Below are 26,580 nucleotides of genomic sequence, written 5' to 3' on the forward strand. Positions count from 1 at the left end.
CGGAACCTCAGGCGATCGCGGTGGCGGGAGCGGTCGACGTGTCGTCGGTCAGCTCGGCGTCAGCCGTTTCGGGATTGGGGGTCGCGATCGTCAGCCACATGTTGACGATCATGATCACGGCGCCGGCCAGGAACATCAGGCCGCCGATGGTGCGGATGACGTTCTCGATGTGCTTGGCCGAAACCGTCTCGATGAAGCTGTAGGCCAGGAAGCCTTGGGGCGTGTATTCGCGCCACATCAGGCCTTCCATGATGCCCGACACCCACATCGCGGCGATGTAGAGCAGGATGCCGGTGGTCGCGATCCAGAAGTGCCACTCGATCAGCTTGGTCGAGTACATTTCCTTCTTCTTCCACAGCCACGGCACCATGCAGTAGATCGCGCCGAAGGTGATGAAGCCGACCCAGCCGAGGGCGCCCGCGTGAACGTGGCCGATGGTCCAGTCGGTGTAGTGGCTCAGCGCGTTGACGGCGCGGATCGACATCACCGGACCTTCGAAGGTGGCCATGCCGTAGAAGGCCATGGCGACGACCATCATGCGGACGACGGGGTCGGTGCGCAGCTTGTCCCACGCGCCCGACAGGGTCATCAGGCCGTTGATCATGCCGCCCCACGAGGGCATCCACAGCATGATCGAGAAGGTCATGCCCAGGGTCTGGGCCCACTGCGGCAGGGCCGTGTAGTGCAGGTGGTGCGGGCCAGCCCAGATGTAGATGAAGATCAGGGCCCAGAAGTGCACGATCGACAGGCGATAGCTGAAGACCGGGCGCTCAACGCGCTTGGGCACGAAGTAGTACATCATGGCCAGGAAGCCGGCGGTCAGGAAGAAGCCGACGGCGTTGTGGCCGTACCACCACTGGGTCAGGGCGTCCTGGACGCCGGCCATCACGCCGTACGACAGGTGGTTCAGCGGGCCGACCGGAACGGCGGCGTTGTTGACCAGGTGCAGCAGCGCGATGGTGACGATGAAGGCCAGGTAGAACCAGTTGGCCACATAGATGTGGGGTTCCTTGCGCTTCCAGATCGTGCCCAGGAAGACCAGCAGGTAGGCGACCCAGACGACCGTCAGCCACAGGTCGGTGTACCAGACGGGCTCGGCGTATTCCTTGCCTTGCGTGGCGCCCATCAGGTAGCCGGTGCCGGCCAGCACGATGAACAGCTGGTAGCCCCAGAACACGAACCACGGCGTGATGCCGCCGGCCAGGCGCGCCTTGCAAGTGCGCTGGACGACCCAGAACGACGTGGCGATCAGGGCGTTGCCCCCGAAGGCGAAGATCACCGCCGAGGTGTGCAGCGGGCGCAGGCGGCCGAAGTTCAGCCAGCCAGCCTCGGGAAAGTAGAAGATCCTCGGCCAAGACAGCTGGGCGGCGATGATCACGCCCACGAGCAGGCCAGCGGCGGCCCAGAACATCGTGGCGATGACGCCGGCCTTGATGACGTTGTCCGAATATTTGCCGGGGTAGTCGAGCAGCTTGCCGCCCGACAGACCCGAAGCGAGGGCGAACGACGCCAGTATGCCGCCGATGGCGGCGGTGCCGGCCTGCAGCCGGAAGATCGGATCGTGGGTCAAGCCCGCGCCGAGAATCGCCAGAAACGTTCCGACGACACTGATGATGAGTAGCGCGCCAGAGCCCGCGGGCGGGCTTGCGCTGCCTGGGCCCGCGGACGGACCGGCGGCATTGAGAGTGGACGGGGCGGACATGCGGACTCCGTGCGGCGAACCTTGACCCCTCAGGTCTCACGCTCCCGCGAGTTGGGCTTTGATCCTTGTCAAAGCCGGCCGTCTCGGATCCGACCATGGTGAGAGCGCACTGGGAGACCGCCATGTCAGCCACGTTCGAAAACATCCGCCGTCGCGTTCCGCCGATCATCGGCGTGGCCGCCCTGTTCGGCTGGCTGATCGCCTATGCCGAGGCCATGCCGCGCCTGGCCGCCGGACCGCTGTGCAGTTCGCGCGACGACCTCCTCACCCTGGCCGGCCATTGCCCGGCCTGCGGCGTCGCGGCCGCCCTGACCCTGGCCTTCATGGCCAGCGCGGCGCTGCTGCGCCGTCCGGCCCTGGCCGCTCGCCCCGTGCGCGTCGCCGGCTGACACCGCCCGCGTGGCCGAGAGCTTTTCGTCCGATCGCGACGACATTCCGGCTTTCGCCGGCGACGATGTCGTCCGGCTGTTCACCACCACCTATCTGCCGTTATGCCGCGCGCTGCATAGCGCCGGCGCGATCGATCCCGCCTCCCTGGCGCGTCGTATAGCCGCGGGCGCTGCCGCCGATGCGGGCGCGCCGTGGACCACCCTCGCCCACGCCTTGGCGGGCGTGCTGTGCGACGACGCGGCCAAGACCGGCGCCTGATCCAGGAAAAAGACCAAGGTCATGAGCGAACGCGATCCGCAGGCGCCGCAGGTGACCTTCAGCTCGACGGATCTGGTCAAGCTGATCGCTGCGACCTACCTGCCGCTGTGCGACGAGCTGGAAGCCAACGGCGTGCTCGATCGCGGCCGCCTGGCCGACGCGATGGGGCTGTATATGGATCCTGACGAGATCAGCGCCAGCGCCGCCTTGATCTCGGCGCTGCGGATCGTCCTGCGTCGTCCCCGGCCCGACCAGCCCGAGACGCCGAGCGCCACGCACGAGGTGGTCCTGCGCCTGATTCCGGGCGGGCGGGACGACTAGGGCGTTAGGCGACCAGCGCCGTCTGGCCCGGCCGGGCGTCGGCCTCGATGCGGAAGCGGCCGATGCGGCCGGCCAGGGTCTCGGCTTCCGAGGCCAGGGCGTGGGCCGCGGCGGTGGTCTCCTCGACCATGGCCGCGTTCTGCTGCACCACGCGATCCATCTCGCTGACCGCGCCGTTGACCTCCCCGAGGTTCTGGGCCTGGTCTTGGGCCGAACGGGCGATCGCGTCGACCTGGACATCGATCTCGGCGACACGGGCGACGATGCGCTGCAGCGCCTCGCGCGTGCGGTCGACCCGCTCGACGCCGGCCTGCACCTGAGCGCCCGACGCGGCGACCAGGGTCTTGATCTCGCTGGCGGCGTCGGCCGACCGCTGGGCCAGGGCCCGCACTTCTTGGGCCACGACCGCGAAGCCCTTGCCCGCGTCGCCCGCGCGCGCGGCCTCGACGCCGGCGTTCAAGGCCAGAAGGTTGGTCTGGAAGGCGATCTCGTCGATCACGCCGATGATCTTGCCGATCTGGCCCGACGAGGTCTCGATCTGAGTCATGGCCTCGACCGCCTCGGTCACGACCGGGTCGGAATGCTCGGCCTCGCGACGGGCGGCGGCGGCGGCGGCGTTGGCCTGACGCGCGTTCTTGGCCGTCTCGTTGACGGCGGCGGTGACCTGGCCCAGGGCCGTGGCGGTCTCGACCAGGCTGGCGGCCTGTTGTTCGGTGCGGCGAGACAGCTCGTCGGTGGCGCTGCTCATGTCGCCGACGCCCGCGCTCATGCTGCGGGCGTTGACCGTGATCTCGCCCATGGTCGCCTGGAGGCGCTCGAAGGCGCCGTTGAAGGTCTCGCGCAGGGCCTCGTAGCGCGGCGCGAACGTCCGGCGCAGGCGCCAGGTCAGGTCGCCGCCCGCCAGGCTCTCGATCGCCTTCTCCAGTTCGGCGACGACCAGGGACTGCTCGGCTTCCATCGCCGCCTTCTCGGCCGCCTTCTCGGCGTTCGAGGCGTCACGCGCGGCGCGTTCGGCCGAGGCCGTGGCGTTGGCCGCCTCGGCGTCGTGGACGGCGGCCTCGGCGCGTTCGGTGCGCGCCGACACGGTGACGAACAGGCGCGAGACGCCGGCGGTCAGCCAGATCAGCGACCAGGCCGTGGCCAGGGTGACGCCGATGCCGAACGCGATCGACCAGACGCTCGAGGCGGCCGAAAGCTTATGAGGCGCGACGAACGGCGCCAGCACGTCGATGCCGATGATCGCCGCGGCGGCCGCCGCCACGATCCGCCACTCGCCGAACGCCACCAGCAGCGCCAGCCCCGCCAGATAGGCCATGCGGGCCTCGGCCTGCAGGGGATGCCCCTGGAACGCGAGGACGAAGAGCGTGATCTGGGCCACCAGCATCATCGCCGCTCCCAGCCGTTGGCCGAAGCGGTCGGTCCACAGCCGGTAGGCGACCAGCGCCACGGCGGCCAGGCCGGCCGTCATCAAGGTCGAAACCAGGTCGAACCGGCCGGTGAAGGCCTGAGCGGCGGGAATGAGGCCAGCCATCGCCACCTGGCAGGCGACGATGAGCTTTCCGCCCGTACGGCGTTGAGCCTCGATACTGTCGAACTCGATCACGGAAACACTCTCCCAGGTCGCGGAGAGTCTCGACGCTAGCCGTTAATTCGAAGTGACCGTGACCAATGATTGGCGAATACAGCGCCTACGTAATTCCACCTAAAAAGATACCTGCGGTAGGCATCTTAGACTGAACCAATAACGGCGATCCGCCACTCAGGCGCCCGCGCCATCGCGCAGGAGACGTTCGATCATGTCGCCCAGGGCGGCCTCGATGATCGGCTTCCGCAGCACGCGGGCGTATCCGGCCGACCGGGCCGCCTCTTCCAGGTCCCGCGTCGTCTCGGACGTGAGCAGGATGGCCACGCCCCGCCAGTCCTTGGCGCGCAGCGCGGTCAGCAGGCCCAGACCGTCGCCGTCGGGAAGCTTGTATTCCGAGACCAGCACCGCCGCCTCGCCGGCCGCGCCATCGGCCAGCACCGGCCGGCAGGCCCCGAAGGCCCGCACGTCGAAGCGGCGCGCGCGCAGATGAAGCTGCAGAGACCGGCGGATGGCGGGATCGTCCTCGACTAGCAGGACCGATGTCCGGCTTTCGGAGGCGCTGGGCGGCGAGGTCATCTGGCATCAAGGCGGCGAGTCGAAACTGACTGTCCGAACCCTTGCCCGACGCGAAAGTCGCTGTCGTTACGTAGACCCCCTAGGTGATCGAGGCGTCCAGGCCCGCCGCGAACGCCAGCCGTAGGGCCTCGGACAGGTTGCGCACCCCCAGCTTGGTCATCAGGTTGGCGCGGTGCACTTCGACGGTCCTGGGCGAGATGCCTAGGTCGAAGGCGATCGACTTGTTGGGCAGCCCCCGCACCATGCCCTTGAACACGTCCAGTTCGCGGGGACTGAGCCCCGCCAGGATCGTCGACGCCTCGCCGGCGCGCAGGATCTTGGTCTCGGCGGCTTGCAGTCGCTCCAGGCCGCGCTCGATGGCGTCGATCAGGTCGGCCTGCTCGAAGGGCTTTTCCAGGAAGTCGACGGCGCCGGCCTTCATGGCCCGCACGGCGACCGAGACATCGCCGTGGCCCGTCAGCACGACCACCGGCAAGGCCAGGCCTCGGGCGATCATCTCGGCCTGCACCGCCAGCCCGTCCATGTCGGGCATGCGCACGTCCAGCAGCACGCAGCCCGGCTCCAGCCCCTTGGCCTCCTTCAGGAAGGCGACCCCGGAGGCGTGGGTGGTGACGGCGTAGCCGGCGGTGCGCAGCAGGAAGCTGGCCGAGCGCCGGACGGCGTCCTCGTCGTCGACGATGTGGACTACGCTCTTGTCAGCCATCGACCTGCTCCGGCTCCGCCCGGACGAGCGTGAAATGGAATTGCGAACCGCCGCCCGGCCGCGGTTCGAACCAGATCCGGCCGCCGTGCGCCTCGACGATCGTACGGCAGATCGAAAGACCCAGGCCCATGCCTTCGGACTTGGTGCTGACGAAGGCGCTGAACAGGCCGTCGATGACGTCGTGGGGGACCCCGGGACCGGAATCCGCGACGGTCAGGCGGACCAGCCCGCCCTCCTGGGCCTGGCTGCTGAACCAGAGGCGGTGCTCGGGCGAGTCGGCCATGGCCTCGACCGCGTTGCGGGCCAGATTGACCAGCACCTGCTGGATCTGGACCTTGTCGACCAGCACGCGGCCGATCGCGGGATCCAGGCTCACCTCGGCCTCGACGCCGTGCACCCGCGCCCCGACCAGGCCCAGCGTCATCGACTCGCGGACCAGGGCCGAAAGGTCGTGGGCGGTCTTGTCAACCTCGCCGCGCGCCACGAACTCGCGCAGGCGGCGCACGATGTGGCCGGCGCGCAGAGCCTCGCTGACGGCGTCGTCCAGCGCCTCCAGGATCATCGGCAGGTCGTCCGGCTCGTGTCGTGTCAGCAGGCTGCGGACACCCTGCACGTAGTTGGCCACGGCCGTGATCGGCTGGTTCAGTTCGTGCGCCAGGGTCGAGGCCATGGCGCCCATGGCGCTGACCCGCGAAACGTGGATCAGCTCGGCCTGCAGGGTCTCCAGCTTGGCCTCGGTGCGATAGCGCTCGGTGAGGTCGCGAATGAAGCCGGTGAAGACGCGCTGTCCCTCCCCCTTGGCCTCGCCGACCGCCAGTTCCATCGGGAAGGTCGAGCCATCCCGCCTCTGGCCGGTGACCACACGGCCCAGGCCGATGATCCGCCGCTCGCCGGTCTCGACATAGCGCTGCAGGTAGCTGTCGTGCCGCTCGCGGTCCGGCGAGGGCATCAACACGCGGATATTGGCCCCGACGACGTCCGCCTCCGCATAGCCGAACAGCCGCTCGGCCGCCGCGCTGAAGGACAGGATCAGGCCGTGGTCGTCGATGACGATCATGGCGTCGGGAACCGTCGACAGGATCGATTGCAGGTGGTTGGCGCTGGCGCGCAGGGCCCGCTCGCTGGCGCGCTGGTCGGTGGCGTCGCGCACGACCACGCCGTAGCCCTCGAGCTTGCCGCCGCCGTCGCGCAGGGCCGTGACCGAGACGTGGGCCAGGAACTCCGAGCCGTCCTTCCGGACCCGCCAGTCCTCCTCCTCGAACCGGCCCTGCTCGCGGGCGCGGGCTAGGTCGGCCGCGGGCTTGTCACGGTCCTTGGCGTCCTCGGGATAGAAGACGGCGGTGTTCTGTCCCAGGATCTCGGCCTCGGCCCATCCTTTCAGGCGCTCGGCGCCGGCGTTCCAGATCAGCACGTCGCCCTTGGGATCGAGCATGTAGATGGCGTACTCGGCCGCGCCGTCGATCAGGAGGTTCAGCTGGTGCGCGGCCGCGCCGGCCGGTGCGGCGTCGCGGCGTCGCCTCGCCTTCAGGCCGAGGGCGACCGCGGCCGTCGCGAAGCCCGCCAGGGCCAGGCCATAGGCGATCAGATGCTGAACGTCGGCCAGTCGCGACGCCTTGCCGATATCCATGCGGTCCGCCGAAATCCTCGTCGCGCCGATGATGGCCTGCGTCGGATGGCGGGATCAAGCGTCGGGCGCCCGACTAAAGCCTCCGGCGCCTGCGCGCTGATCCGGGAAACTACGTCGGGGGTACTACCGAATGGCGCGGGCGCCCCCTCCCGCGCGACATTGAGGGCGACAGAACGAGGCCCTCCCATGCCCAAGCACGACACCGACACCGACACCCTAGCGCGCGACCTGACGGTCGTGGCGCGCACCCAAGGCGGCCTTGACGTTCGCATGCGTCCGGCGACGTCGGCCGATCACGACGCGCTGGCCGCCTTCTTCGCGGACCTGAGCCCCGAGGACCGGCGCCACCGCTTCCTGGCCAGCCTCAAGACGGTCGACGAGCGGCAACTGGCGCTGATGATCAGGAACGACGACGGGCCGGACAGGACCTTCGTGTCGTGCGACGCCGCCGACGGCGCGATCCTCGCCGTGGCGACGCTGGCGACCGGCCTCGACGCCGAGCGCGCCGAGGTCGCGGTGTCGGTCCGTTCCGACCTGAAGGGTCGCGGCCTCTCCTGGTCGCTGCTGAAGCACGCCCTGACCTACGCCCGCGCCGTCGGCGTCAAGGTCGTGGAGTCGATCGAGACGGCCGACAACCATCCCGCCCTGGATCTGGAGCGCGAGATGGGCTTCACGGTCCGCCCGGTGTCCGACGACCACGGCCTGCGCCTGGCCGAACGCGCCGTCTAGACGGCGATGCCGACCGTCACCGTCGCCGTATAGCCGGCCGAGACACTGCCCGTCACGGTCGGCGTCATGGCCGTGATCTGGGCCGAGGTGTTGTCACCGAAGACATTGTCGCTGGCGATCGTGATCGCCGCGAGGTTGGTGACGCTGGACGAATAGCCGCTGGCGCCGTTGTAGACGGTGCTGGACACGCTGGACGGCATGGCGAACTGCGAGGTCAGCGTGGCGTTGCGCTGGGTCGTCGCGCTCACGAGGCTCGGGAAGACCTCGAAGTGGATGTGCGGCCAGCGGCCGGAATAGCAGCCCGGATAGATGGTCGTGAACGTCACTTCGCCGTTGGAGTCGGTGACCTGCACGCCGCGCAGATAGTTCTGGTTCGTGACCGTATAGAGTGAATAATTGCCTTCGCGCGTGCAGTGCCAGATGTACACGGCGTAGCCCGACAGGACCGCGCAGCTGGAATTGGTGTTCACCACCTTGATCGTGATCGTCAGCGGCACGCCATCGGCCGTGCCGCTGTAGCTGCCGAAGCTGGAGCGGATGTCGCTGCGCACGATGCCGCTGGTCGTCAGGCTGTTGGAGATCACGCCGTTGACGCTGTTGGTGCCATCCGACGGATAGGGCCCGTTGGTCTCGGTCGGATCGGCCACGCAGCTGGTCGTCGTCGTGGTTCCGGTGGTCGTCCCGGTAGTCGTCGTGCCCGTGGTGGTCGTCGTCCCAGTCGTCGTGGTGGTCGAGGTCGACGACGCGGCGCTGCTGGAGTCCGAACCTCCGCCGCCGCACGCGGCGATCAACGCGCCGGTCCCGCCAACCGCGAACAGGCTCAGCAGACGACGGCGCGCCAGGGTGTGCTTGGCCATGACCTCCAGGTCGTGATTGAGGCCCAGATCATGGTCTTCGAGATGGTCGTGTTCGTGCATCGGCCTGCGCTCTCCCTTGAGTTCGACCGCCGCGCGGTCTTGAGGCAGCAGTGCCTTTCCGCTGAGTTCTAAGTACGGCTCCACTGTATTGCGTTCGTATCGGCGCCGAGACGGGCTGATACAAAGGCAATACGAAGGCGCCCGACTGCTCTCACAATCGGATCGTCTACTCCGCATCACCGCCTTCAGAAGGGGTGGTACGGAGACAAGAGACGTGAAAGCGCCCGCCCAGACCTGTATCGCGACGCTCGCCGCCCTGGCGATGGCGTCGGCCGGCGCGGCCCGCGCCCAGGTGCTGCAGATTGGTGATGACGGCGCGGTCCAGAAGATCGGCGGCGGCTGGGCCAAGCCCGCCGAAACCGCCTCTTCGAAATCCACGGCTTGGCGCGCCGAGTTCGAGGCCGCCGCCGCCGCGAACGACCTGGATCCCGACTTCCTCGCCGCCGTCGCCCGGACCGAGTCCGCCCTCGACCCGCGCGCGGTCTCCGCCGCCGGGGCGATCGGCCTGATGCAGCTGATGCCGGCCACGGCCCGTGACCTGGGCGTCAATCCCTGGAACCCCGCGCAGAACATCATGGGCGGGGCGCGCTACCTGCGCGCCCTGCTCGACCACTTCGACGGCCAGATCGACCTCGCCCTGGCCGCGTACAACGCCGGCGCCGGCGCGGTGACGCGATACGGCGGCGTGCCGCCCTACGCCGAGACCCGGACCTATGTCGGCCGCAACCTCGACCGCCTCGCCGACCTGGCGGACGCCAACACCACCGGAGAACACGCTCAATGAAGGATCCCGCGGGCTCGGGCCCGATCATCGCCGCCCTGGGCTGGGTGCAAGGCACGCTGCTGGGTAACGTCGCCACCGCCGTCGCGGTCATCGCCGTGGCCATGGTCGGCTTCATGATGCTGACCGGCCGGATCAACTGGCGCATGGGCGCGACCGTGGTCCTGGGCTGCTTCATCCTGTTCGGCGCCACCACGATCGTCGGCGGCATCCAGGCGGCGGGCTGACGCCATGACCGCCCTTTCGCGCGCGCCGATCTTCCGGGCCCTGACCCAGCCGCAGATGTTCGGCGGCGTGACCTACTCGTTCTTCATCATCAACGGGGTGGTGACGACCGAGGCCTTCCTGGTCACGCGCAGCTTCTGGGCCCTGGGCGCGGCCGCCTTGATCCATGCGATCGGCTACCTGGCCTGCCTGCGCGAGCCCCGGATCTTCGACCTGTGGCTGACCCGCGTCAGCCGCTGCCCGCGCACGCCCGACTGGCGGCGCTGGCGTTGCAACAGCTACGCCCCCTGAAGGCCCCCACCATGCGCCTGTTCCAACGCCAAGACCCGCGCGCCGGCGACCGCCTGCCCTACGCCAGCCTGATGGGCGGCGACACGGTGGTCCTGCGGGACGGCGCACTGCTGCAGGTGCTGCACCTGGCCGGCTTCCCGTTCGAGACCGCCGACACCGCCGACCTGAACCACAAGCAGGCCGCGCGCGACGCCGCCCTGCGAGCCGTCGGCGACTCCCGCTACGTCGTCCATCATCACATCATCCGCCGCCGGGTCGAGGCCGGGCTGGAAAGCCGCTTCGACGACCCCGTCTGCGGCGAGATCGACCGTCGCTGGCAGGACCGCCTGAAGTCACGACGGCTGTTCGTCAATGACCTGTTCGTCACGATCCTGCGCCGCCCCGCCAAGGGCAAGGCCGGCGCGGCCGAGCGGCTGGCGAGCCTCTTCACCAAGGGCATGTCCGCCCAGACGCAGGCCGCCGCCCAGGCCCGCGAGCTACGCGAACTGGACGGCGCTCGCGAGGCGCTGATGGCGGCGCTGGCGCCCTACGGTCCGCGCCTTCTGGGCGAGTACGAGACCGTCCACGGCCGCTGCTCGGAACCGCTGGAGTTCCTGTCGGCGCTTTACAATGGCGAGATGCGGCCGGTGCTGACGCCGACCGGCGACATCGGCCATCACCTGCCCTATCGCCGGATCAGCTTCGGCCACGAGACCCTCGAGCGCAAAGGCGCGGCGGCGGCCAAGGACTTCTGCGCTATCCTGTCGCTGAAGGCGTACCCGCCGTACGCCACGCCCGGCATCCTGGACGCCCTGCTACGCCTGCCGTTCGAGATGACTCTGGCCGAGGGCTTCGCCTTCCTCGACCGCCAGACCGCCACCGAGCAGGTCTCGCTGGCCCTGCGCCGCTTCCGCGCCGCCGACGAGGACAGCGCCAGCCTCAAGCGCGGCCTGGTCGATGCCAAGGACGACCTGGCCTCGGGCAAGTCGGGCCTGGGCGAGCACCAGTTCAGCGTGCTGGTCCGCGCCGAGAGCTTGGAGGCCCTGGACCGCGCGGTCGCCGACTGCGCCGCCGCCCTGGCCGATGTCGGCGCGATCGCGGTGCGCGAGGACCTGGCCCTGGAGCCGACCTTCTGGGCCCAGCTCCCCGGCAACGAGGCCTACGCCGCCCGCAAGGCCCTGATCTCGACCGGCGCCTTCGCCAGCCTGGCCTCGCTGCATGGCTTCCCGATCGGCCGGGCCGAGGGCAACCACTGGGGTCCCGCCGTGACCGTGCTGGAGACCACCTCGGGCACGCCGTACTTCTTCAACTTCCACGAAGGCGACCTCGGCAACTTCACGATCATCGGCCCGTCCGGCTCGGGCAAGACGGTGGTGCTGAACTTTCTGGCCGCCCAGGCCCAGAAGTTCGCCCCGCGCACCATCTGCTTCGACAAGGATCGCGGCGCGGAGATCTTCCTGCGCGGGGTCGGCGGCCACTACGCCACGCTGCGCCCCGGCCAGCCGACCGGCTTCAACCCGCTGCAACTGCCCGACAGCCCCGCCAGCCGCGCCTTCCTCCGCGCCTGGGCCGCGCGCCTGGTCTGCAAGCCGGGCCAGACCTTGTCGGCCGAGGAAGAGAAGATCGTCGCCGACGCGGTCGACGCCAACTACGACCAGGAGCCGGCCTACCGCCGCCTGCGCTATTTCCGTGAGCTGCTGGGCGGTCTGCGCCGGCCCGAACCTGGCGACCTGGCCGCCCGCCTGACCCCCTGGTGCGGCGAAGGCGACCGCGCCTGGCTGTTCGACAACGCCGCCGACCGCCTGGACCTGTCACAGGCCACCCTCGGCTTTGACATGACCGAGGTCCTCGACGATCCGATCCTGCGCACCCCGGCCCTGATGTACCTGTTCCACCGCGTCGAGGAGCGGCTGGACGGCACGCCGACCCTGATCCTGATCGACGAGGGCTGGAAGGCCCTGGACGACGAGGTCTTCGCCGCCCGCATCCGCGACTGGATGAAGACGCTGCGCAAGCGCAACGCCATCGTCGGCTTCGGCACCCAGAGCGCCCGCGACGCCCTGGAGAGTCGGGTGGCCACGGCGATCATCGAGCAGACCGCCACCCAGATTTTCATGCCCAATCCCCGGGCCCAGGCCGCCGACTATTGCGACGGCTTCGGCCTGACCGAGCACGAGCTATCGCTGGTCCAGGGCCTGCCGGCCCACGCCCACTGCTTCCTGGTCAAGCACGGCAACCACAGCGTCGTGGCGCGCCTTGACCTCTCGGCCATGCCCGACCTGCTGACCGCCCTCTCGGGTCGCGAGGCCAAGGTGCGGACGCTGGACGACCTGCGCCGGCGACTGGGCGAGCATCCGGCGCGGTGGTGGGAGGCCCTGATCGGCGCGGCCTACCCGGGCGTCGAGCCCGAGGCCCCCGCCCCACGGCTGCGGAGCGTGTCATGAGCTGCGCGCCCCTGCTGATCGACGACAACGCCAGCTTGGCCAGTTCGCTGCAGTCGCTGGACTGCCAGGTCAACGGCGCGGTGGCGGCCAGTTATGGCCACCTGTTCGGCGCACACGGCGTGCTGGGCGCGGTGCTGACCACGGCCCTGACCCTGTATGTGGCGATCCTGGCCCTTGGCCTGATCACCGGCCGCACCCGCCTGACGCTGAAGGCCCTGGGCCCGCGCGTGCTGGCCCTGGGCTTCATCCTGGCCTTCGCGACCGCCTGGCCGGCCTATCACGCGGTGGTCTACGGCCTGCTGACCGGCGGGCCGGACCAGATCGCCTCGGCCCTGCTGGGCGCGCAGTCGGGCGCGACCCAGGCTTTCGCCGGGCGACTGGACCGCCTGTTCGGCGCGGTCTTCGAGATCGGCCAGAGCCTGTCGGTCAGTCCGCGCTCGCCCAAGCTGGACATGGCTGTGAACCTGATCTGGTCCAGCGCCTTTCTGATCCTGCTGTCGACCCTGGGCCTGCTGGTCATCGCCAGGATCATCCTGGCGGCGCTGCTGGCCCTGGGCCCAATCTTCATCGCTTTCGGCCTGTTCGCCGGCACACGCGGCCTGTTCGAGGGCTGGCTGCGGCTGACCGTCGGCTTCGCCTTCACCCCGCTGCTGATCGTGGTCGGCGGCTCGGGCCTGCTGTCGGTGCTGGGGCCCGCCATCGCCGCCATCGCCGAGGATCCGGCCGGCGCCGTCGAGCGCATGCGGCCAATCGCGACCTTGTTCGGCGTGTCGGTGATCTACACGGGCCTGCTGCTGGCCCTGACCGGCACGGCGATCGCCCTGACCCGCGGCTGGCGCCTGCCCGCCGCCGGCGCGGCGGAGGTCTCGACCGAGACCGCCCACACCCCCTCGGTCGAGCGCGAAACCCATCGCGCGGGCGCTGCGCCCGACCTCCGTCTGGCCAACGACCAGCGGGTCAGCGGCATGGCGGCGGCGCTGCTGCGCGAGGACTCGCGGACCGCCGACCGCCGCGTCGAGGTCGCCGTCGAGGCCCTCGCCCCCGCCGCCTCGCCCTCGCGCGCGGCCACCCAGCGCCGCGTCGCCGGCCTTGGCCAAACCTTCCGTCCGGCCGCGCCCGGACGCTCGCTCTCCGGGACCATCGGAACATGAGACCCGCCCTCGCCCTTTCTGCAGCCGCGCTGCTGACCGTCACGACCGGCCAAGCCCTGGCCGACGGCCGCATCCGCAAGCTGGCCTACGACCCGGACACGATTGTACGGCTGGAAGGCTGTTTCGGCTTCCAGACCATGGTCGAGTTCGGAGCCGACGAGCGCATCGAGAACGTCGGCCTGGGCGAGGCCGCCCAGTGGCTGGTTTCGCCAAACAAGCGGGCCAACATGCTGTTCGTGAAGCCGGCCTACCGGACCACGCACTCGAACATGACCGTCTCAACCGACCGCCGCCGCTACGCCTTCGAACTGGTGGCGCGCGACACGGCCGCCTGCCGTCAAGGCCGCGTGGCCTACAGCGTACGCTTCACCTACCCGGAGGAGCCAGCCGCGCCGCCGCTGGTCACGGCCGACGCCGCGCCAGCCGCGGCGCCCGAGCCCGTCGTCCCGCCGCCCGAGCAGCGCAACGCCGCCTACACCTTCAGCGGCGCGCGCGAGAACATCCCCCAGCGGGTGTTCGACAACGGCCGGGCGACCTTCTTCCGCTGGAGCGAGGGCGCCGCCACGCCGGCCGTGTTCGCCCTGGCGTCCGACAAGTCCGAGACGCCGGTCAGCTTCACCAGCCAGGGCGACTACCTGGTCGTGGCCCAGGTCGCGCCAGCCTACGTGCTGCGCCGGGGCAACGCCGTGGCCGTGCTCTACAACGACGCCTACCAGACCCCCAGCTTGGACGCCGGCTCGCCCCAGCCGCGTCCCGAAGCGGTGGCCGAGACCACCCATCGCGACCTGTTCGGCCGCCGGAGGACCGCCCGATGAGCACGCTGAGCCTGGGCCGCGAGGCCCGTGACCCGCGCCGGGATCTCACGCCAGAGGAACTGGCGGACGCCTCGCGCCGCGCCGCGCCGCAGGTCGGCAAGGTTCAGGGCGGCGTGGATGTCGGCATGCTGGCCGGCGGCGCCGGGGCCCTCGCGCTGGGCGCCCTGACCCTGGCGACGATGTCCGGACACTCGGCGGGCAAGACCGCGTCCTCGCCGCCGATCGAGACTTCAGCGGCGACCCAGCCCATGCCCCCGGCCGTAGCCCAGGCTATCCGCGCAATAGCCGCGCCGTCGCCATCCGCCCAACCGGCGGCCGCAGGGACGCCGGCCAATGTCGTCGATCCGAACCAGTCCCGCGCCCAGCCGCTGATCATCGACAACACCGACGGCCTGGCCTCCCTCGGCCCCGCCAAGCCCGCCTCGGCCAACGAGGCCAAGCCCAACGCCGCCCTGTCGGCCGACGAGCAGTTCTCGCTCCGTGTCGGCGGCGACGGCGGTCCGGCGCGCAGCGAGAGCCTGGGCGACCCGGCCCGCACCGTGGTCCAGGGCACGATGATCCCAGCCGTGCTGGAGACGGCGCTGAATTCCGACCTGCCCGGCTACGCCCGCGCCATCGTCAGCCGCGACGTGCGCGGCTTCGACGGGTCCGGCGTCGTCATCCCGCGCGGCAGCCGCCTGATCGGCCAGTACAAGAGCGGCCTCGCCTCGGGTCAAAGCCGCGCCTTCGTGGTCTGGACCCGCCTGATCCGGCCCGACGGGGTCTCGATCGCCCTGGGCTCGCCGGTCATGGACGAGAGCGGCCAGACTGGCCTGGGCGGCAAGGTCGATCGCCATTTCCTGCAGCGCTTCGGCGGGGCGATGCTGCTGTCCGTGGTCAGCGCCCTGCCCAGCGCCCTGATCGGCGGAAGCTCGACGGCCCTGGTCATCAATTCCGGCTCGGACGCCACCGGCGCGGCGAGCCAGGCCCTGCAGAGCGACGCTCGCATCGCCCCGACGATCCGCGTGCCGCTGGGAACGCCTGTCCAGGTGTTCGCCGCCCGCGACCTGGTGTTCGAGCGCCGCTGATGCAGGCCGAGCCCATCCTCTTCGAAGGCGTCTATCTGCGCAGCTACCTGCGGCCGTTCGCGCGCTGGCTGGAACGTGACGACGTCAGCGAGGTGCTGGTCAATCGGCCCGGCGAGGTGTGGATCGAGACGGCGGGCCAGCCGCTGATGCAGCGCTTCGACGCGCCCGAGGTCACCGACGACCTGATGGGCCGGCTGGCCGCCCAGATCGCCCGCGCCGGACATCAGGCCGTCAACCGCCAGAGCCCTCTGCTGGCCGCGACGCTGCCCACGGGCGAGCGGGTGCAGATGGTCGGCCCACCGGCGGCGCGCTCTTGGGCGATGGCCATCCGCCGCCACCTGACCACCGACCTGGCGCTGGAAGCCTATGACCGAGGTCCCCTGCCCGCCTCGCCCCCCCAGGCCGAGACGGCGGACGACGAGACCGAGGCCAGGCGTGATCCTATCGGTTTCCTCAAGCGGGCCGTGGCGGCGCGAAAGACGGTGCTGGTCTCGGGCGGCACCTCGTCGGGCAAGACCACCTTCCTCAACAGCCTGCTGAAGATCGTCCCGGCGCACGAGCGGATCGTGCTGGTCGAGGACACGCCCGAGATCGCCGTCCGCCAGCCCAACGCGCTTGGCCTGACCGCCGTGAAGGGCGAACTGGGCGAGGCGCGGGTGGGCGTCGATGATCTGCTGCAGGCGGCCCTGCGCCTGCGCCCTGACCGGATCATCGTCGGCGAGATTCGGGGCGGCGAGGCCGTCACCTTCCTGCGGGCCATCAATACCGGGCATCCGGGCTCGTTCACCACCGTCCACGCCAACACGCCCGAGGGCGCGCTGGAACAGATCGCCCTGATGGTGATGCAGGGCGGCCTGGCGCTCCCCAGGGCGGAGATCCTGGCCTATGTCCGCTCGGTCGCCGACGTGGTGGTGCAGCTGGACCGAGTCGGGGGCGAGCGCCGCATCGTCGACCTGAGGCTGCTGCGCCCATGAGCGTTGCGACGACACATCGGGCGCCATCGCCGCGAAGCCCGCCGACGGAGCGGGCGCGACGTTCGGTCCCGCTTCGAACCGGAAACGATGTGACCCCGCGCTCACGCTCGTGGTTTACTGTCGGCGCCATGAGTCCGAAGACCGAAACGTCTCCCGTCGCCGAAATATTGCTGGTCGAGGACGACCTCGAGCTGAGGCGCGAAATGACCGCCTATCTCAGCGAGAACGGCCACGTCGTGCACGAGGCGGGCGACGTGCCGACCGCGCGGCGGATCCTGGCCGAGCGCGCCATCCAGGTGGCGGTGCTGGACGTGAACCTGCCGGGCGAGGACGGCCTTTCCCTGTGCCGGACCCTGGCCGGGGGCGACGGCCCCGCCATCCTGATGCTGACGGCCCAGGGCGATCCCATCGACCGGATCCTGGGCCTGGAGCTCGGCGCCGACGACTACGTGGTCAAGCCGATCATGCCGCGCGAGCTGCTGGCCCGCGTGAAGGCGCTGCTGCGCCGTCGCCCCGCCGGCATGGCGGTGCGCAAGACCAGCATCTATCTGTTCGCCGACTTCCGTCTGGACCTGGCGGCCCGCCAGCTGCGGGCGCCGAACGGGGCCATCCTGCTGCTGACCCGCAGCGAGCTGGCGATCCTGGGCGCCCTGCTGGATCGCGCCCGCCAGGTGGTGCCGCGCGAGGACCTGATCGCCCTGCTCCGCTCGGACGAGGCGGACGAGATGGGTCGCGCGGTCGACCTGCACATCAGCCGTCTGCGTCGCAAGATCCAGGACCAGACCGAGCGCGAACTGATCCGCACCTATCGCGGCGTCGGCTATATGCTGGACGCGGGAGTGATCGGCGAATGACCTGGCGCAGACGCTTCAGTCCGCCCTTGTGGGCCCGCATCCTGGCCATCGTGGTCGGCGCCCTGGCCGCCGCCCAGGTGGTGACCCTGGTCCTGACGGTGTTCTTCCCGCCGGCCCCGCCTCAGCAGTACAGTCTCTCGGACATCGGCGCGGCCCTGCGCGGCGGCGACACGCCGGACGATCGCGACCGTCCGCTGGTCCTGACCTTCGAGGACACCGCGCCCAGCCTGCAAAGCCCCGGCTGGGTGGTCTCGCCGCCCGCCACCCGCGACCTGGCCAGGCTGATCGGCGTGGCCGAGACCGACGTGCGCCTGCTGTTCTACGCCCCGCCGCCGCTGGCCGGCGCGCCGATGCCGCCTCCCGTCCACGCCGAGGCGGTCCGCTCGCGCTTCATGTCGGGCGTGGTGCAGGTCGGGCAGGCCGGCCCCGCCGCTGGCCCGGGCGGTCCGCCGCCCATGGTGATGTTCCCCCGCGGCCCGGGCGGCGTTCCCGTCGTCCGCCCCGGCGCCATGGGTCAGCCCGGCGGCGCTTTCCCGTCCGCGCAGCGCTTCCCGCGCCCCTCCATGCAGCAGTCCCGCCCCGATCGCTCGTCGGGCGCCTTCCCGTTCCCCGGCGGCGCGGCCTCGCCGTCCGGCGCGTCGGCGATCTGGGGGCCGAGCGGCGCAACGCCGGCTATGGGGCCGGCGATCGGCCAGGCCATGCCCGGTCGGGTGTCCGGCGCGCCCGACGCCCTGAACGGACCCGCGCGCGGCCCGATCATCCGCTCGCCGCTGGACGCGGCCGTTTTCGCCCGGCCCACGACGCGCTTCGTCTTCACGACCACCGCGACCAGCGAGACGCCCGCGCGCGCGCCTACCACCACCGTCGCCCCGCCGGCGCCCGCCCCTGTCGTCGTCGCGCCCGCGGCCGCGCCGCCCGTCTCCACGCCCGAGCGGATCGAGCCGGCCCGGCCCGCCACCGAGACCACGATCGCCCGCATTCCGCCGACCCGCGTGGCCGAGGTCGCCTCGCCCGCCGTGGCCGAGCGCACCTTGCCGCCGCCCAGCGTCACCAACGGATTCCGCCTGGGTCGCGCCCCCTATGTCGAGGGCGAGTTCGTCGCGGCCATGCGGGTCGCTGACGGCCGCTGGGCCACCGTGCGCCCGCAGCCGGAAGGCTTCCCCAACAGCTGGCAACGCCGCGTGCTGCTGTGGTTCGGCCTGTCGGTGGCCCTGATCGCGCCGGTGGCCTTCTACGTCGCCTGGCGATTGGCCGCGCCGCTGAAGGTCTTCGCCGAGTCGGCCGACCGCCTGGGCCGCGAACCGTCCGCCGACCTGCCGCCCCTGTCGGGCCCGGCCGAGATCGGCAAGGCCGCCGACGCCTTCAACCTGATGCAGCGGCGACTGAAGCGCTATGTCGACGATCGCACCGGCATGATCCGCGCCATCTCGCACGACCTGCGCACGCCCCTGACCCGCATGCGCTTCAAGCTGGAGCGCGCTTCACCGGCCCTGCGTTCGGCCATCGGCCGCGACATGGACCAGATGGAGGAAATGATCGCCTCGGTCCTGGCCTTCATGCGCGACGAGACCCATGTGGCGGCCCGCCAGATCGTCGACCTGCGCTCGCTGCTCGAGGTGGTGGTCGACGACGCCCAGGGGCCCGCCAAGCTGGAGCCCGGCCCGGCCGTGCTGGCCGAGATCGACGTGGTCGGCGTGCAGCGGGTGGTCGAGAACCTGATCGACAACGCCCTCAAGTACGGCGACCAGGCGACCGTCAGCCTGGACGTCCGCGACGGCGAGGCCTTCATCGAGGTCGCCGACAAGGGTCCGGGCCTGTCGCCCGACGACCTGGAGCGGGTCTTCCAGCCGTTCTATCGCAGCGAGGCGGCCCGCGCCTCGGGCAAGTCCGGAGTAGGCCTTGGCCTCTCGGTCTCGCGCTCGACGATCCGGGCCCATGGCGGCGACCTGCGCCTGCGCCCGGCCGACGCTGGCCTGATCGCCGAACTGCGGCTGCCGCAGGCGCGCACCGCGCCTCCGAGGGCCGTCGCCGCCTAAGGCGCCGGAACGCGCTCCACGGGGACGGTGAACAGATAGCCCGCGTGGCGGACGGTCCGGATCAGCCTGGCCCCGCCCTCGGCGCGGGACAGCTTCCGTCGCAGGCGGCTCATCGCGACATTGATCTGGAAGTCGCGCGCCCGCGCTTCCTCGCCCGTCTCCGCCGGCGCCAGGTCGCGGCGGGCCACGACCTCCTGGGCCTTGGACACCAGGACCCGCAGCAGCTTGAACTCCGTCGGCGAAAGGTCGACAGCCCGGTCGCGCGGATCGAACAGTTGGTGGGTCGCGGTGTTCAGCCGCCACCCGTCGAAGCGATAGCTCTCCGAGCGGTCGTGCGCGCTGGTCAGGTGGACCGTCTCCTGGCGACGGCGCAGCACCGCCCGCAGGCGCGCCAGCAGTTCCCGGGCGCGATAGGGCTTGGTCACGTAGTCGTCGGCGCCGATCTCGAGCCCGACCACGATGTCGGCCTCCTCGGCCGCGGCGCTGAGCACGATGACGCCCGGGGCCAAAGCGCGTTCGCGCAGGCGGCCGCAGATGGTCAGGCCCGGCTCTCCCGGCCGCATCAAGTCCAGCACGACGGCGTCGACCTCGGTCTTGCCCAGGACGTCATCCATCTCGCGCGACGACGACGCCTCGAACACCTCATAGCCATGAGACGTCAGAAAGCCGCCGAGCGTCGACAGCGCGTCTCGATCGGAGTCGAGAAGAAGGATCCTGTGCCGCACGATCGAAACGCCCGCTACTTTTCGGATCGGTTCGGCTTAGCCAGCGTCGAGGGCGAAAAGAGAGACCCTTTGTATTGCCAGGGCGCCGATTGCGGCGCGATTGCGGCGACCTACAGGGCCGAGGCGGCTTCCAGGCACAGCTTCAGCAGCCAACCGTTCGGCGAATCCGCGCCGTCGGTCGCCCGTAACACCGCGCCGAAGGGGGTCGGCGTCGGAGCGTTCGGCGGTTCGACCATCGCCACCTTGCCGCGCTCGGCGGCCATCTGGGCCAGGCGGCGCGGCAGGATGCAGACCATGTCCGAGCGGCTGATCATGTTCAGGGCGCTAAACGAGTCCTGGACCGAGAACGGCTGGTACGGGTTGTCGCCCAGAGCGTAGCGCTCGCCCCACGAGGTGACTCGCCGCAGGCCCAGATGGCCGGCCGAGGTGCGGTCGGGGTCGTCGTTGCCGCCGGTCACGCCCAGGCGCGGCAAGCCAGCCAGGGTCTCGTGGTCGAGACCCGCCGCCACTGCCGGGTGATCCCGTCGCAGCACCCAGACCCCCGTCTCCTCGAAGAGCTGGGTGTGGGTGAACCGGCCCGGGATCGCCTCGAAGCAGCCGATCACCATGTCCAGGCTGCCGGTGTCGAGATCCTCGGTCATGCCGGCATAGAGGCTGCGAAAATGGATCTGGACGTTCGGCGCGGCGGTCAGCACCCGCTCGGCGATCAGCGGGCCCAGCACATACGAGATATAGGTGCCGGCCGCGATGTTGAAGACGTGGTGATCCGTGCTCGGATCGAACTTCTGGGCCGAGACGGCGGTCTCCAACAGCTTCAGGGCCGTGCGGGCGGTGTCGGCGATCTCGAGGGCGCGCGGCGTCGGGCGCAAGCCCGTCTGGCCGCGGATGAAGAGGTCGTCGCCCACCATCTCGCGCAGACGGCGCAGGGCGTGGCTGACCGCCGACTGGGACAAGCCCAGGCGCTCGCCGGCGCGCGTGGCGTTCTTCTCTTCCAGCAGGGTGACGAACACCCTGAAGAGGTTGAGGTCGGCGGTTCTGAAATTCACGGCGTTCATGGCTGTCGTGAAGAGATATCATTTCCCTCATGACAGGCGGAGTCCTATTTCGCCGGCCAAGGTTCGCGCACCGAACGAACCTCGAGGATTCCCCAAAACCTATCGAGACGTGGAGCAGCGCGTGAGCGACGCTGAAGGTTACGACGCCATCGCCGAGGCCGAACTGAACGCGGCCAATCGGCGGCGGACCAGGACGCTGGGTCAGCGGCTGCGCTGGCCGCTGATGGTCGGGGTCCCGCTGGTGATCCTGGCGGGTGTCGGCTTCGTCGTGCTGACCGGCGGCAAGTCCGAGACCACCGACAACGCCTACGTCCAGACCAGCCGCACGGCGATCAGCACCAGCATCGACGGCCGCGTCGTCGAGATCGACGTCCGCGAGAACCAGATTGTGAAGAAGGGTCAGGTGCTGTTCCGCCTGGATCCGGCCGACTACCAGGTCGCGGTGTCCGAGGCCGAGGCCGCCCTCGCCCAGGCCCGCTTCGACGTCCAAGGCAAGCGCGCCGTCTACGCCCAGCGCCTGGCCGACCTGGCCGCCATCCAGGAGACGGCCGCCTACGCCCAGCGCGAGGCCGCGCGCCAGCGCGACCTGGCCGCCGCCGGCGTCGCCACCAAGGCGCAGGCCGACGAGGCCCGTCACGCCGCCGACCAGGCCCAGCGCCAGATCGCGGTGGTCAAGCAGCAGGTGGTGACCGCGCTGGCCGACCTGGGCGGCGACGCCAACGCCGCCACCGAGCGCCAGCCCGCCGTGCTGGAAGCCGCCGCCAAGCTGGAACGCGCAAAGTTGGACCGCTCCTATTCCGCCGTGGCCGCCCCTGCCGACGGCGTGGTGGCCAAGGTCGAACAGCTGCAGGTCGGCGCCCGCGTCACCGCCTCGCAGCCGGTGTTCTGGCTGATCTCGGGCCAGCCCTGGATCGAGGCCAACTTCAAGGAAGACCAGCTGGCCCACATGCGCGTCGGCCAGCCCGCGACGATCAAGGTTGACGCCTACGACAAGCCGCTGAAGGCCCACGTGGCCAGCTTCAGCCCCGGCACAGGCTCCAGCTTCGCCCTGCTGCCGGCCGAGAACGCCACCGGCAACTGGGTGAAGGTCGTCCAGCGCCTGCCCGTCCGCCTGACCCTGGACCAGCCCCCGCCGGCCAACCTGTCGGCCGGCCTCAGCGCCAAGGCGACCGTGGACATCCGGTCGGGCCGCCACGGATGACCCCCAAGGCGCTCCAGGAGGGCCACGCGCGCGACGTCGCCAACCGGATCCCGATCACGATCTCGGTGATGCTGGCGACAATCATGATCTCGCTGGACACCACGATCGCCAATGTCGCCCTGCCCCACATCCAGGGCAGCGTCTCGGCGTCGGCGGACCAGATCACCTGGGTGCTGACCTCCTACATCGTGGCCTCGACGATCATGACGCCGCTGACCGGCTTCCTGACCGAGCGTATGGGCCGCAAGATGGTGCTGATCGTCTCGATCATCGGCTTCACCGCCGCCTCGATGCTGTGCGGCGTGGCCCAGAACCTGGTCGAGATCGTCCTGTTCCGCCTGCTGCAGGGTCTGTTCGGCGCCGCGCTGATCCCGCTGTCCCAAGCCGTGCTGCTGGACATCAATCCGCCCGAGCGTCACGGCCAGGCCATGGCCGTCTGGGGCGCCGGCGCGGTGCTGGGTCCCCTGCTGGGTCCGGGCCTGGGCGGCTGGCTGACCGACAATCTCGACTGGCGGTGGGTGTTCTTCATCAACCTGCCGATCGGCATCCTGGCCTTCTGCGGCGTCTTCGTCTTCCTGTCCGAGAAGAAGAGCAGCGAGAAGCGCCGGTTCGACACCCTTGGCTTTCTCGCCCTGGCGATCGCCATCGGCGCCTTCCAGCTTATGCTGGATCGCGGACCCAGCCAGGACTGGTTCGGCTCGCGCGAGATCTGGGTCGAGCTGATCGTGGCGATCATCGCCATCTGGGTGTTCGGCGTGCAGCTGGCGACGGCCGAAAAACCCTTCGTGGCCCGCGAACTGCTGGCCGACGGCAACTTCATCACCTGCTGCCTGTTCGGCTTCTTCATCGGCATCCTGCTGTACAGCACCCTGGCCCTGCTGCCGCCGCTGATGCAGACCCTGCTGGGCTATCCGGTCGCCTTCACGGGTCTGGTCTCCATGCCGCGCGGCCTGGGCTCGTTCATCGCCATGTTCGCGGTCGGCCAGCTGATGGGCCGGATGAACATCAAGCTCTTGCTGACCATCGGCCTCTCGATCAGCGCCCTCTCGCTCTGGCAGATGAGCCACTACAATCTCGAGATGGACACGACCCTGCTGATCACCTCGGGCTTCCTGTCCGGCGTCGGCACGGGCCTGATCTTCGTGCCGCTCAGCACCATCGCTTTCGCCAAGGTGCTGCCCCAGCACCGGGCCGAGGGCGCGGGCCTCTTCACCCTGATCCGCAACATCGGCTCGGCCGCCGGCATCTCGATCATGCAGGCCCTGTTCGTCAGCGGCATCGAGAAGCACCACGCGGTGCTGGTCGACCACGCTCGCCCGGACAATCCTCTCTACCAGGCGTACGCGCCGAACGCCTTCTCGAGCGAGGCGGCCATGGCCGCCTTCAACGGCCTGATCGGCCGGCAGGCGGCGATGCTGTCCTATCTCGACGACTTCCGGCTGATGCTGGTGATCACCATCGCCTGCGCGCCGCTCATCCTTCTCATGCGTACCCCCAAGCCCGGGGCGAAGGCCGCCAATGTCTCCGACCACTAGACTCCTGACCGCCCTGCTGGCGGCCTCCAGCCTGACCGCCTGCGCCACCGTGGGTCCGGACTTCAAGGCGCCCGACGCGCCGGCGACCGCCTCGACGCTGGGCGCGGGCGAGACCGCCCCGGCCGCCGCGCGCCTCGACGCCGACGCGGCCAACGCCGGCCCGTGGTGGACGGCGCTGAACTCGCCCGAGCTGGACGCGACGATCCGGCAGGCGCTGAAGGACAGCCCGACCCTGGCCGAGGCCGACGCCACCCTGGCTCAGGCCTCCTCGGCCCTGGCCCAGGCGCGCGGCGTCGCCGGCCCTCAGGTCACCGGTAACGCCGGGATCGCCCGCGAGCGCGCCAACCTGCAGGCCTTCGGCTTCACGGGCTTTGGCGACATCAAGCTCAGCAACCCGACCTTCAGCCTCTATTCGATCGGCGGGGCGGTCAGCTACGACCTCGACCTGTGGGGCGGCAACAAGCGGCGCATCGAGGGCGCGACGGCGCGGGCCGAGGCGCAAGGTCGTCGGGCCGAGGCGGCCTATCTGAGCCTGACCGCCAATGTCGCGCTACAGGCGGCGACCATCGCGACCCTGCGAGCGCAGATCGCCAGCGTCGAGCGGATGATCGCCGACGACGAGGCCAATATCGAGCTGGTCCACAAGGCCAACGCCCTGGGCGGCTCGACCAACCTGGCCAAGGTCGCCGCCGCCAGCCAGCTGGAAGAGGACCGCGCGTTGTTGCCGGCCCTGCAAGGCGTACTGGCCGCCGCGCGCCACGCCCTGGCTGTCCTGGTCGGCAAGGCCCCGGCGGACTGGATCGCCCCGGCCTTCGATCTCCGGTCCATGGCCCTGAGCGCCCCGGTCCCGGTCGCCCTGCCCTCGCGGCTGGTCCGCCAGCGGCCGGACATCCTGGCCGCCGAGGCCGAGCTGCACGCCGCCACCGCCGACATCGGCGTGGCGACCGCCGACCTCTATCCGAACATCAAGCTCTCCGCATCCCTGACCCAGGGGTCGCTGAAGCCTGGCGACCTCTTCTCGTACGACGCCAGCGGCTGGGACGTCGGCGCGGGCCTGACCGCCCCGCTGTTCGACGGCGGCGCTCTGAAGGCCCGTCGGCAGCAGGCGCGCGAGGCGGCCCGCGCGGCCTCGGCCCGCTACCAGCAGACAGTGCTGACCGCGTTCGGCCAGGTCGCCGACGCCCTCTCGGCCCTGTCGACCGACGAGACGGCCCTGGCCGCCCACGGCCGCACCGAGCAGCAGGCGACCGAGCGGCTGCGCCTGGCCAAGGTGGCCTTCGATAAGGGCGGCGGCACGATGCTGGAGGTGATCGACGCCCAGCGCACGCTCAACAGCGCACGCTCGGCCCGAGCCCGGGCCGAGGGTCAGCGCCTGGTCGACGCCATCCGCCTGTTCGCGGCGACCGGCGCCGACTGGCGGACGGGCGTCTAGCTACTCGACGATCGAGGCGCGCAGGCGGGCGGCGACATCGCCCAGCGTGATGGCGGCCAGCGAGTCGTTGACCTCGAGCACGCCCTGGCCGTGCTGCTGCGACAGGTTGCCGGTGAAGTCCGTCAGGGCCGTGATGTGCTGGGCCAGCAAGTCGACCGTGTGCAGTTCCTGCATGACCGACAGACGATGCTCGTCCGGCACGACCTCGAGGATCTTGCCCAGCGCCACGTCCAGATGTCCGCACGCCACGGCCGCGAACGACATCTCCGCGGAGATCGCCTTCAGCACCGTCTCAACGCTCGCGGGCGCCAACTTGTCAGACATCATTACCCCCTGATTCCTGGGAGGGAGGTCAACACGCGTCGCGCCAAGATCGCAAGGCCTTGATTTGTGCGGCTAATTATCGCGCCAGGGCGAAAGCCCCCTGAAACAACGTCAGATGGCGGTACGGCGCAGCAATTCGTCGCGCCGTTCGGCCATCTCCTGGCGCGTGCGTTCCAGGGCGTCGCGCTCGGCCGTCGCCAGCAAGGCCTCGACCGTACGGTTCAGGTGATCATGGATCACCCGGCGCGCTTCCTTGGGATCGCGGTCACGCAAGGTGGCGACGATGCGATGATGGTCCTCGGCGAAGGCCTCCGGCGCGGCCAGCCGCACCCGGCGCAGCTGGTGGCCGCATTCGGGAAACTGCCGACGCAGCGTCCAGATCTCCTCGACCGCCGCGACGATGGCGGCGTTGCGCGTCGCATGGGCCACGGCCAGGTGGAAGTCGTGCTCCAGCCGCTCGCCCTCCTCGGTGGCGGCCAGACCGGCCAGTTCGCGGGCGATGCGCTCCAGGGCCATGACCTGCTCGTCGCTGACGGCGGCGGCGGCCAGGGCGCAGGCTTCGCCCTCGAACAGGCGGCGGGCCTCGGTCAGCTCCAGCGCGCTGACCTCTGCCTCGGTCACGTCGTCCTCGGGCTTGCCCCGCGCGGTGACGTAGACGCCCGAGCCCTGACGGGCCTCGACCAGGCCTTGGAACTCCAGGGCGATCATCGCGTCGCGGATGGTCGGCCGGCTGACGCCGAACGAGTCGGCCAGCCCCCGCTCGGACGGCAGGCGGTCGCCGGGACCATAGCGGCCCTCGGCGATCGAGGCCGCGATCGAACGGGCGACCTGCTGGTAGAGCTTCTGGGGGTCGGGCGCGCCGCGCATCGAGCCTCGCTGTGGA

General features: G+C 70.3%; 27 protein-coding genes. 17 read left to right on the forward strand and 10 right to left on the reverse strand.

Annotated features, from left to right (window positions below; all coding sequences use genetic code 11):
* Window positions 1-7: 7 nt before the first annotated feature.
* Complete coding sequence (gene ccoN / locus K8940_RS15460) at window positions 8-1,702, reverse strand: cytochrome-c oxidase, cbb3-type subunit I (RefSeq protein ID WP_223390899.1); 1,695 nt, start codon at window positions 1,700-1,702, stop codon at window positions 8-10.
* Window positions 1,703-1,824: 122 nt separating this feature from the next.
* Between ccoN and K8940_RS15465 the strand changes: the two genes are divergently transcribed.
* The 3 genes from K8940_RS15465 to K8940_RS15475 are packed head-to-tail and all read left to right on the forward strand — an operon-like array spanning window position 1,825 to window position 2,671.
* A complete protein-coding gene (locus K8940_RS15465) occupies window positions 1,825-2,091 on the forward strand; it encodes a hypothetical protein (RefSeq protein ID WP_223390900.1) in 267 nt (88 codons plus the stop codon).
* Between the two features lie 10 nt (window positions 2,092-2,101).
* Window positions 2,102-2,350: a hypothetical protein gene (locus K8940_RS15470; protein WP_223390901.1), complete on the forward strand. Its 249-nt coding sequence runs from the start codon at window positions 2,102-2,104 to the stop codon at window positions 2,348-2,350.
* Between the two features lie 21 nt (window positions 2,351-2,371).
* Window positions 2,372-2,671: a hypothetical protein gene (locus K8940_RS15475; protein ID WP_223390903.1), complete on the forward strand. Its 300-nt coding sequence runs from the start codon at window positions 2,372-2,374 to the stop codon at window positions 2,669-2,671.
* Between the two features lie 4 nt (window positions 2,672-2,675).
* Here K8940_RS15475 and K8940_RS15480 read toward each other — a convergent pair whose 3' ends face one another.
* The 4 genes from K8940_RS15480 to K8940_RS15495 form a co-directional block, all read right to left on the reverse strand.
* Window positions 2,676-4,274, reverse strand: a complete 1,599-nt coding sequence (locus K8940_RS15480) for a methyl-accepting chemotaxis protein (RefSeq protein WP_223390905.1) — start codon at window positions 4,272-4,274, stop codon at window positions 2,676-2,678.
* 156 nt (window positions 4,275-4,430) lie between these two features.
* On the reverse strand, window positions 4,431-4,832 hold the full coding sequence (locus K8940_RS15485; RefSeq protein ID WP_223390906.1) for a response regulator: 402 nt from the start codon (window positions 4,830-4,832) through the stop codon (window positions 4,431-4,433).
* Window positions 4,833-4,911: 79 nt separating this feature from the next.
* Complete coding sequence (locus tag K8940_RS15490; RefSeq protein WP_223390907.1) at window positions 4,912-5,535, reverse strand: response regulator transcription factor; 624 nt, start codon at window positions 5,533-5,535, stop codon at window positions 4,912-4,914.
* Window positions 5,528-7,162: a PAS domain S-box protein gene (locus K8940_RS15495; protein ID WP_223390909.1), complete on the reverse strand. Its 1,635-nt coding sequence runs from the start codon at window positions 7,160-7,162 to the stop codon at window positions 5,528-5,530. Before K8940_RS15495 ends, K8940_RS15490 begins: the two co-directional genes overlap by 8 nt.
* A gap of 186 nt (window positions 7,163-7,348) precedes the next feature.
* On the opposite strand from K8940_RS15495, the gene K8940_RS15500 reads away from it, so the two are divergent.
* Window positions 7,349-7,891 carry a GNAT family N-acetyltransferase gene (locus K8940_RS15500; RefSeq protein WP_223390910.1) on the forward strand — a complete coding sequence of 181 codons (543 nt, stop codon included), beginning with the start codon at window positions 7,349-7,351 and terminating at the stop codon, window positions 7,889-7,891.
* Here the strand turns inward: K8940_RS15500 and K8940_RS15505 are convergent.
* Complete coding sequence (locus K8940_RS15505) at window positions 7,888-8,808, reverse strand: intradiol ring-cleavage dioxygenase (protein WP_223390912.1); 921 nt, start codon at window positions 8,806-8,808, stop codon at window positions 7,888-7,890. The genes K8940_RS15500 and K8940_RS15505 overlap by 4 nt on opposite strands.
* A 214-nt stretch (window positions 8,809-9,022) precedes the next feature.
* On the opposite strand from K8940_RS15505, the gene K8940_RS15510 reads away from it, so the two are divergent.
* The 10 genes from K8940_RS15510 (at window position 9,023) to K8940_RS15555 (ending at window position 19,425) form a co-directional block, all read left to right on the forward strand.
* Window positions 9,023-9,592 carry a lytic transglycosylase domain-containing protein gene (locus K8940_RS15510; RefSeq protein ID WP_223390914.1) on the forward strand — a complete coding sequence of 190 codons (570 nt, stop codon included), beginning with the start codon at window positions 9,023-9,025 and terminating at the stop codon, window positions 9,590-9,592.
* On the forward strand, window positions 9,589-9,816 hold the full coding sequence (locus K8940_RS15515; protein WP_223390915.1) for a TrbC/VirB2 family protein: 228 nt from the start codon (window positions 9,589-9,591) through the stop codon (window positions 9,814-9,816). The genes K8940_RS15510 and K8940_RS15515 overlap by 4 nt, the downstream gene beginning before the upstream one ends.
* 4 nt (window positions 9,817-9,820) lie before the next feature.
* Window positions 9,821-10,105, forward strand: coding sequence for a type IV secretion system protein VirB3 (locus K8940_RS15520; protein ID WP_223390916.1), 285 nt, complete (start codon window positions 9,821-9,823; stop codon window positions 10,103-10,105).
* Between the two features lie 11 nt (window positions 10,106-10,116).
* Complete coding sequence (locus K8940_RS15525) at window positions 10,117-12,528, forward strand: VirB4 family type IV secretion/conjugal transfer ATPase (RefSeq protein ID WP_223390917.1); 2,412 nt, start codon at window positions 10,117-10,119, stop codon at window positions 12,526-12,528.
* Window positions 12,525-13,679: a type IV secretion system protein gene (locus K8940_RS15530; protein WP_223390918.1), complete on the forward strand. Its 1,155-nt coding sequence runs from the start codon at window positions 12,525-12,527 to the stop codon at window positions 13,677-13,679. The genes K8940_RS15525 and K8940_RS15530 overlap by 4 nt, the downstream gene beginning before the upstream one ends.
* Window positions 13,676-14,494: a TrbG/VirB9 family P-type conjugative transfer protein gene (locus K8940_RS15535; protein ID WP_223390919.1), complete on the forward strand. Its 819-nt coding sequence runs from the start codon at window positions 13,676-13,678 to the stop codon at window positions 14,492-14,494. Before K8940_RS15530 ends, K8940_RS15535 begins: the two co-directional genes overlap by 4 nt.
* On the forward strand, window positions 14,491-15,561 hold the full coding sequence (locus tag K8940_RS15540) for a TrbI/VirB10 family protein (protein WP_223390920.1): 1,071 nt from the start codon (window positions 14,491-14,493) through the stop codon (window positions 15,559-15,561). The genes K8940_RS15535 and K8940_RS15540 overlap by 4 nt, the downstream gene beginning before the upstream one ends.
* Complete coding sequence (gene virB11, locus K8940_RS15545; RefSeq protein WP_223390923.1) at window positions 15,561-16,535, forward strand: P-type DNA transfer ATPase VirB11; 975 nt, start codon at window positions 15,561-15,563, stop codon at window positions 16,533-16,535. The genes K8940_RS15540 and virB11 overlap by 1 nt, the downstream gene beginning before the upstream one ends.
* 128 nt (window positions 16,536-16,663) lie before the next feature.
* A complete protein-coding gene (locus K8940_RS15550) occupies window positions 16,664-17,389 on the forward strand; it encodes a response regulator (RefSeq protein ID WP_223390924.1) in 726 nt (241 codons plus the stop codon).
* On the forward strand, window positions 17,386-19,425 hold the full coding sequence (locus tag K8940_RS15555; RefSeq protein ID WP_223390925.1) for a sensor histidine kinase: 2,040 nt from the start codon (window positions 17,386-17,388) through the stop codon (window positions 19,423-19,425). Before K8940_RS15550 ends, K8940_RS15555 begins: the two co-directional genes overlap by 4 nt.
* Here the strand turns inward: K8940_RS15555 and K8940_RS15560 are convergent.
* Entirely contained in the window at window positions 19,422-20,150 is a 729-nt protein-coding gene (locus K8940_RS15560) for a response regulator transcription factor (RefSeq protein WP_223390926.1), read from the reverse strand. The genes K8940_RS15555 and K8940_RS15560 overlap by 4 nt on opposite strands.
* Before the next feature lie 110 nt (window positions 20,151-20,260).
* Window positions 20,261-21,205 carry a LysR family transcriptional regulator gene (locus K8940_RS15565; RefSeq protein WP_223390927.1) on the reverse strand — a complete coding sequence of 315 codons (945 nt, stop codon included), beginning with the start codon at window positions 21,203-21,205 and terminating at the stop codon, window positions 20,261-20,263.
* A 121-nt stretch (window positions 21,206-21,326) separates the two neighbouring features.
* Between K8940_RS15565 and K8940_RS15570 the strand changes: the two genes are divergently transcribed.
* The 3 genes from K8940_RS15570 to K8940_RS15580 are packed head-to-tail and all read left to right on the forward strand — an operon-like array spanning window position 21,327 to window position 25,373.
* Window positions 21,327-22,406 carry an HlyD family secretion protein gene (locus tag K8940_RS15570; RefSeq protein WP_223390928.1) on the forward strand — a complete coding sequence of 360 codons (1,080 nt, stop codon included), beginning with the start codon at window positions 21,327-21,329 and terminating at the stop codon, window positions 22,404-22,406.
* On the forward strand, window positions 22,403-23,941 hold the full coding sequence (locus K8940_RS15575) for a DHA2 family efflux MFS transporter permease subunit (protein WP_223390929.1): 1,539 nt from the start codon (window positions 22,403-22,405) through the stop codon (window positions 23,939-23,941). The genes K8940_RS15570 and K8940_RS15575 overlap by 4 nt, the downstream gene beginning before the upstream one ends.
* Entirely contained in the window at window positions 23,925-25,373 is a 1,449-nt protein-coding gene (locus K8940_RS15580; protein ID WP_223390930.1) for an efflux transporter outer membrane subunit, read from the forward strand. The genes K8940_RS15575 and K8940_RS15580 overlap by 17 nt, the downstream gene beginning before the upstream one ends.
* On the opposite strand, the gene K8940_RS15585 is transcribed toward K8940_RS15580, so the two are convergent.
* Entirely contained in the window at window positions 25,374-25,697 is a 324-nt protein-coding gene (locus K8940_RS15585; RefSeq protein ID WP_223390931.1) for a hypothetical protein, read from the reverse strand.
* 111 nt (window positions 25,698-25,808) lie between these two features.
* On the reverse strand, window positions 25,809-26,564 hold the full coding sequence (locus tag K8940_RS15590; protein WP_223390932.1) for a FadR/GntR family transcriptional regulator: 756 nt from the start codon (window positions 26,562-26,564) through the stop codon (window positions 25,809-25,811).
* Window positions 26,565-26,580 lie beyond the last annotated feature (16 nt).

The sequence above is a fragment of the Caulobacter segnis genome (genome assembly GCF_019931575.1).
GTDB classification, from domain to species: domain Bacteria; phylum Pseudomonadota; class Alphaproteobacteria; order Caulobacterales; family Caulobacteraceae; genus Caulobacter; species Caulobacter segnis_C.

Coding starts and splice junctions, on each gene's coding strand:
- ccoN (WP_223390899.1), bottom strand. CDS start 1,702: ATGTCCGCCCCGTCCACTCTCAATGCCGCCGGTCCGTCCGCGGGCCCA.
- K8940_RS15465 (WP_223390900.1), top strand. CDS start 1,825: ATGTCAGCCACGTTCGAAAACATCCGCCGTCGCGTTCCGCCGATCATC.
- K8940_RS15475 (WP_223390903.1), top strand. CDS start 2,372: ATGAGCGAACGCGATCCGCAGGCGCCGCAGGTGACCTTCAGCTCGACG.
- K8940_RS15485 (WP_223390906.1), bottom strand. CDS start 4,832: ATGACCTCGCCGCCCAGCGCCTCCGAAAGCCGGACATCGGTCCTGCTA.
- K8940_RS15490 (WP_223390907.1), bottom strand. CDS start 5,535: ATGGCTGACAAGAGCGTAGTCCACATCGTCGACGACGAGGACGCCGTC.
- K8940_RS15495 (WP_223390909.1), bottom strand. CDS start 7,162: ATGGATATCGGCAAGGCGTCGCGACTGGCCGACGTTCAGCATCTGATC.
- K8940_RS15500 (WP_223390910.1), top strand. CDS start 7,349: ATGCCCAAGCACGACACCGACACCGACACCCTAGCGCGCGACCTGACG.
- K8940_RS15505 (WP_223390912.1), bottom strand. CDS start 8,808: ATGCACGAACACGACCATCTCGAAGACCATGATCTGGGCCTCAATCAC.
- K8940_RS15515 (WP_223390915.1), top strand. CDS start 9,589: ATGAAGGATCCCGCGGGCTCGGGCCCGATCATCGCCGCCCTGGGCTGG.
- K8940_RS15520 (WP_223390916.1), top strand. CDS start 9,821: ATGACCGCCCTTTCGCGCGCGCCGATCTTCCGGGCCCTGACCCAGCCG.
- K8940_RS15525 (WP_223390917.1), top strand. CDS start 10,117: ATGCGCCTGTTCCAACGCCAAGACCCGCGCGCCGGCGACCGCCTGCCC.
- K8940_RS15530 (WP_223390918.1), top strand. CDS start 12,525: ATGAGCTGCGCGCCCCTGCTGATCGACGACAACGCCAGCTTGGCCAGT.
- K8940_RS15535 (WP_223390919.1), top strand. CDS start 13,676: ATGAGACCCGCCCTCGCCCTTTCTGCAGCCGCGCTGCTGACCGTCACG.
- K8940_RS15540 (WP_223390920.1), top strand. CDS start 14,491: ATGAGCACGCTGAGCCTGGGCCGCGAGGCCCGTGACCCGCGCCGGGAT.
- virB11 (WP_223390923.1), top strand. CDS start 15,561: ATGCAGGCCGAGCCCATCCTCTTCGAAGGCGTCTATCTGCGCAGCTAC.
- K8940_RS15550 (WP_223390924.1), top strand. CDS start 16,664: ATGAGTCCGAAGACCGAAACGTCTCCCGTCGCCGAAATATTGCTGGTC.
- K8940_RS15555 (WP_223390925.1), top strand. CDS start 17,386: ATGACCTGGCGCAGACGCTTCAGTCCGCCCTTGTGGGCCCGCATCCTG.
- K8940_RS15565 (WP_223390927.1), bottom strand. CDS start 21,205: ATGAACGCCGTGAATTTCAGAACCGCCGACCTCAACCTCTTCAGGGTG.
- K8940_RS15575 (WP_223390929.1), top strand. CDS start 22,403: ATGACCCCCAAGGCGCTCCAGGAGGGCCACGCGCGCGACGTCGCCAAC.
- K8940_RS15580 (WP_223390930.1), top strand. CDS start 23,925: ATGTCTCCGACCACTAGACTCCTGACCGCCCTGCTGGCGGCCTCCAGC.
- K8940_RS15585 (WP_223390931.1), bottom strand. CDS start 25,697: ATGTCTGACAAGTTGGCGCCCGCGAGCGTTGAGACGGTGCTGAAGGCG.
- K8940_RS15590 (WP_223390932.1), bottom strand. CDS start 26,564: ATGCGCGGCGCGCCCGACCCCCAGAAGCTCTACCAGCAGGTCGCCCGT.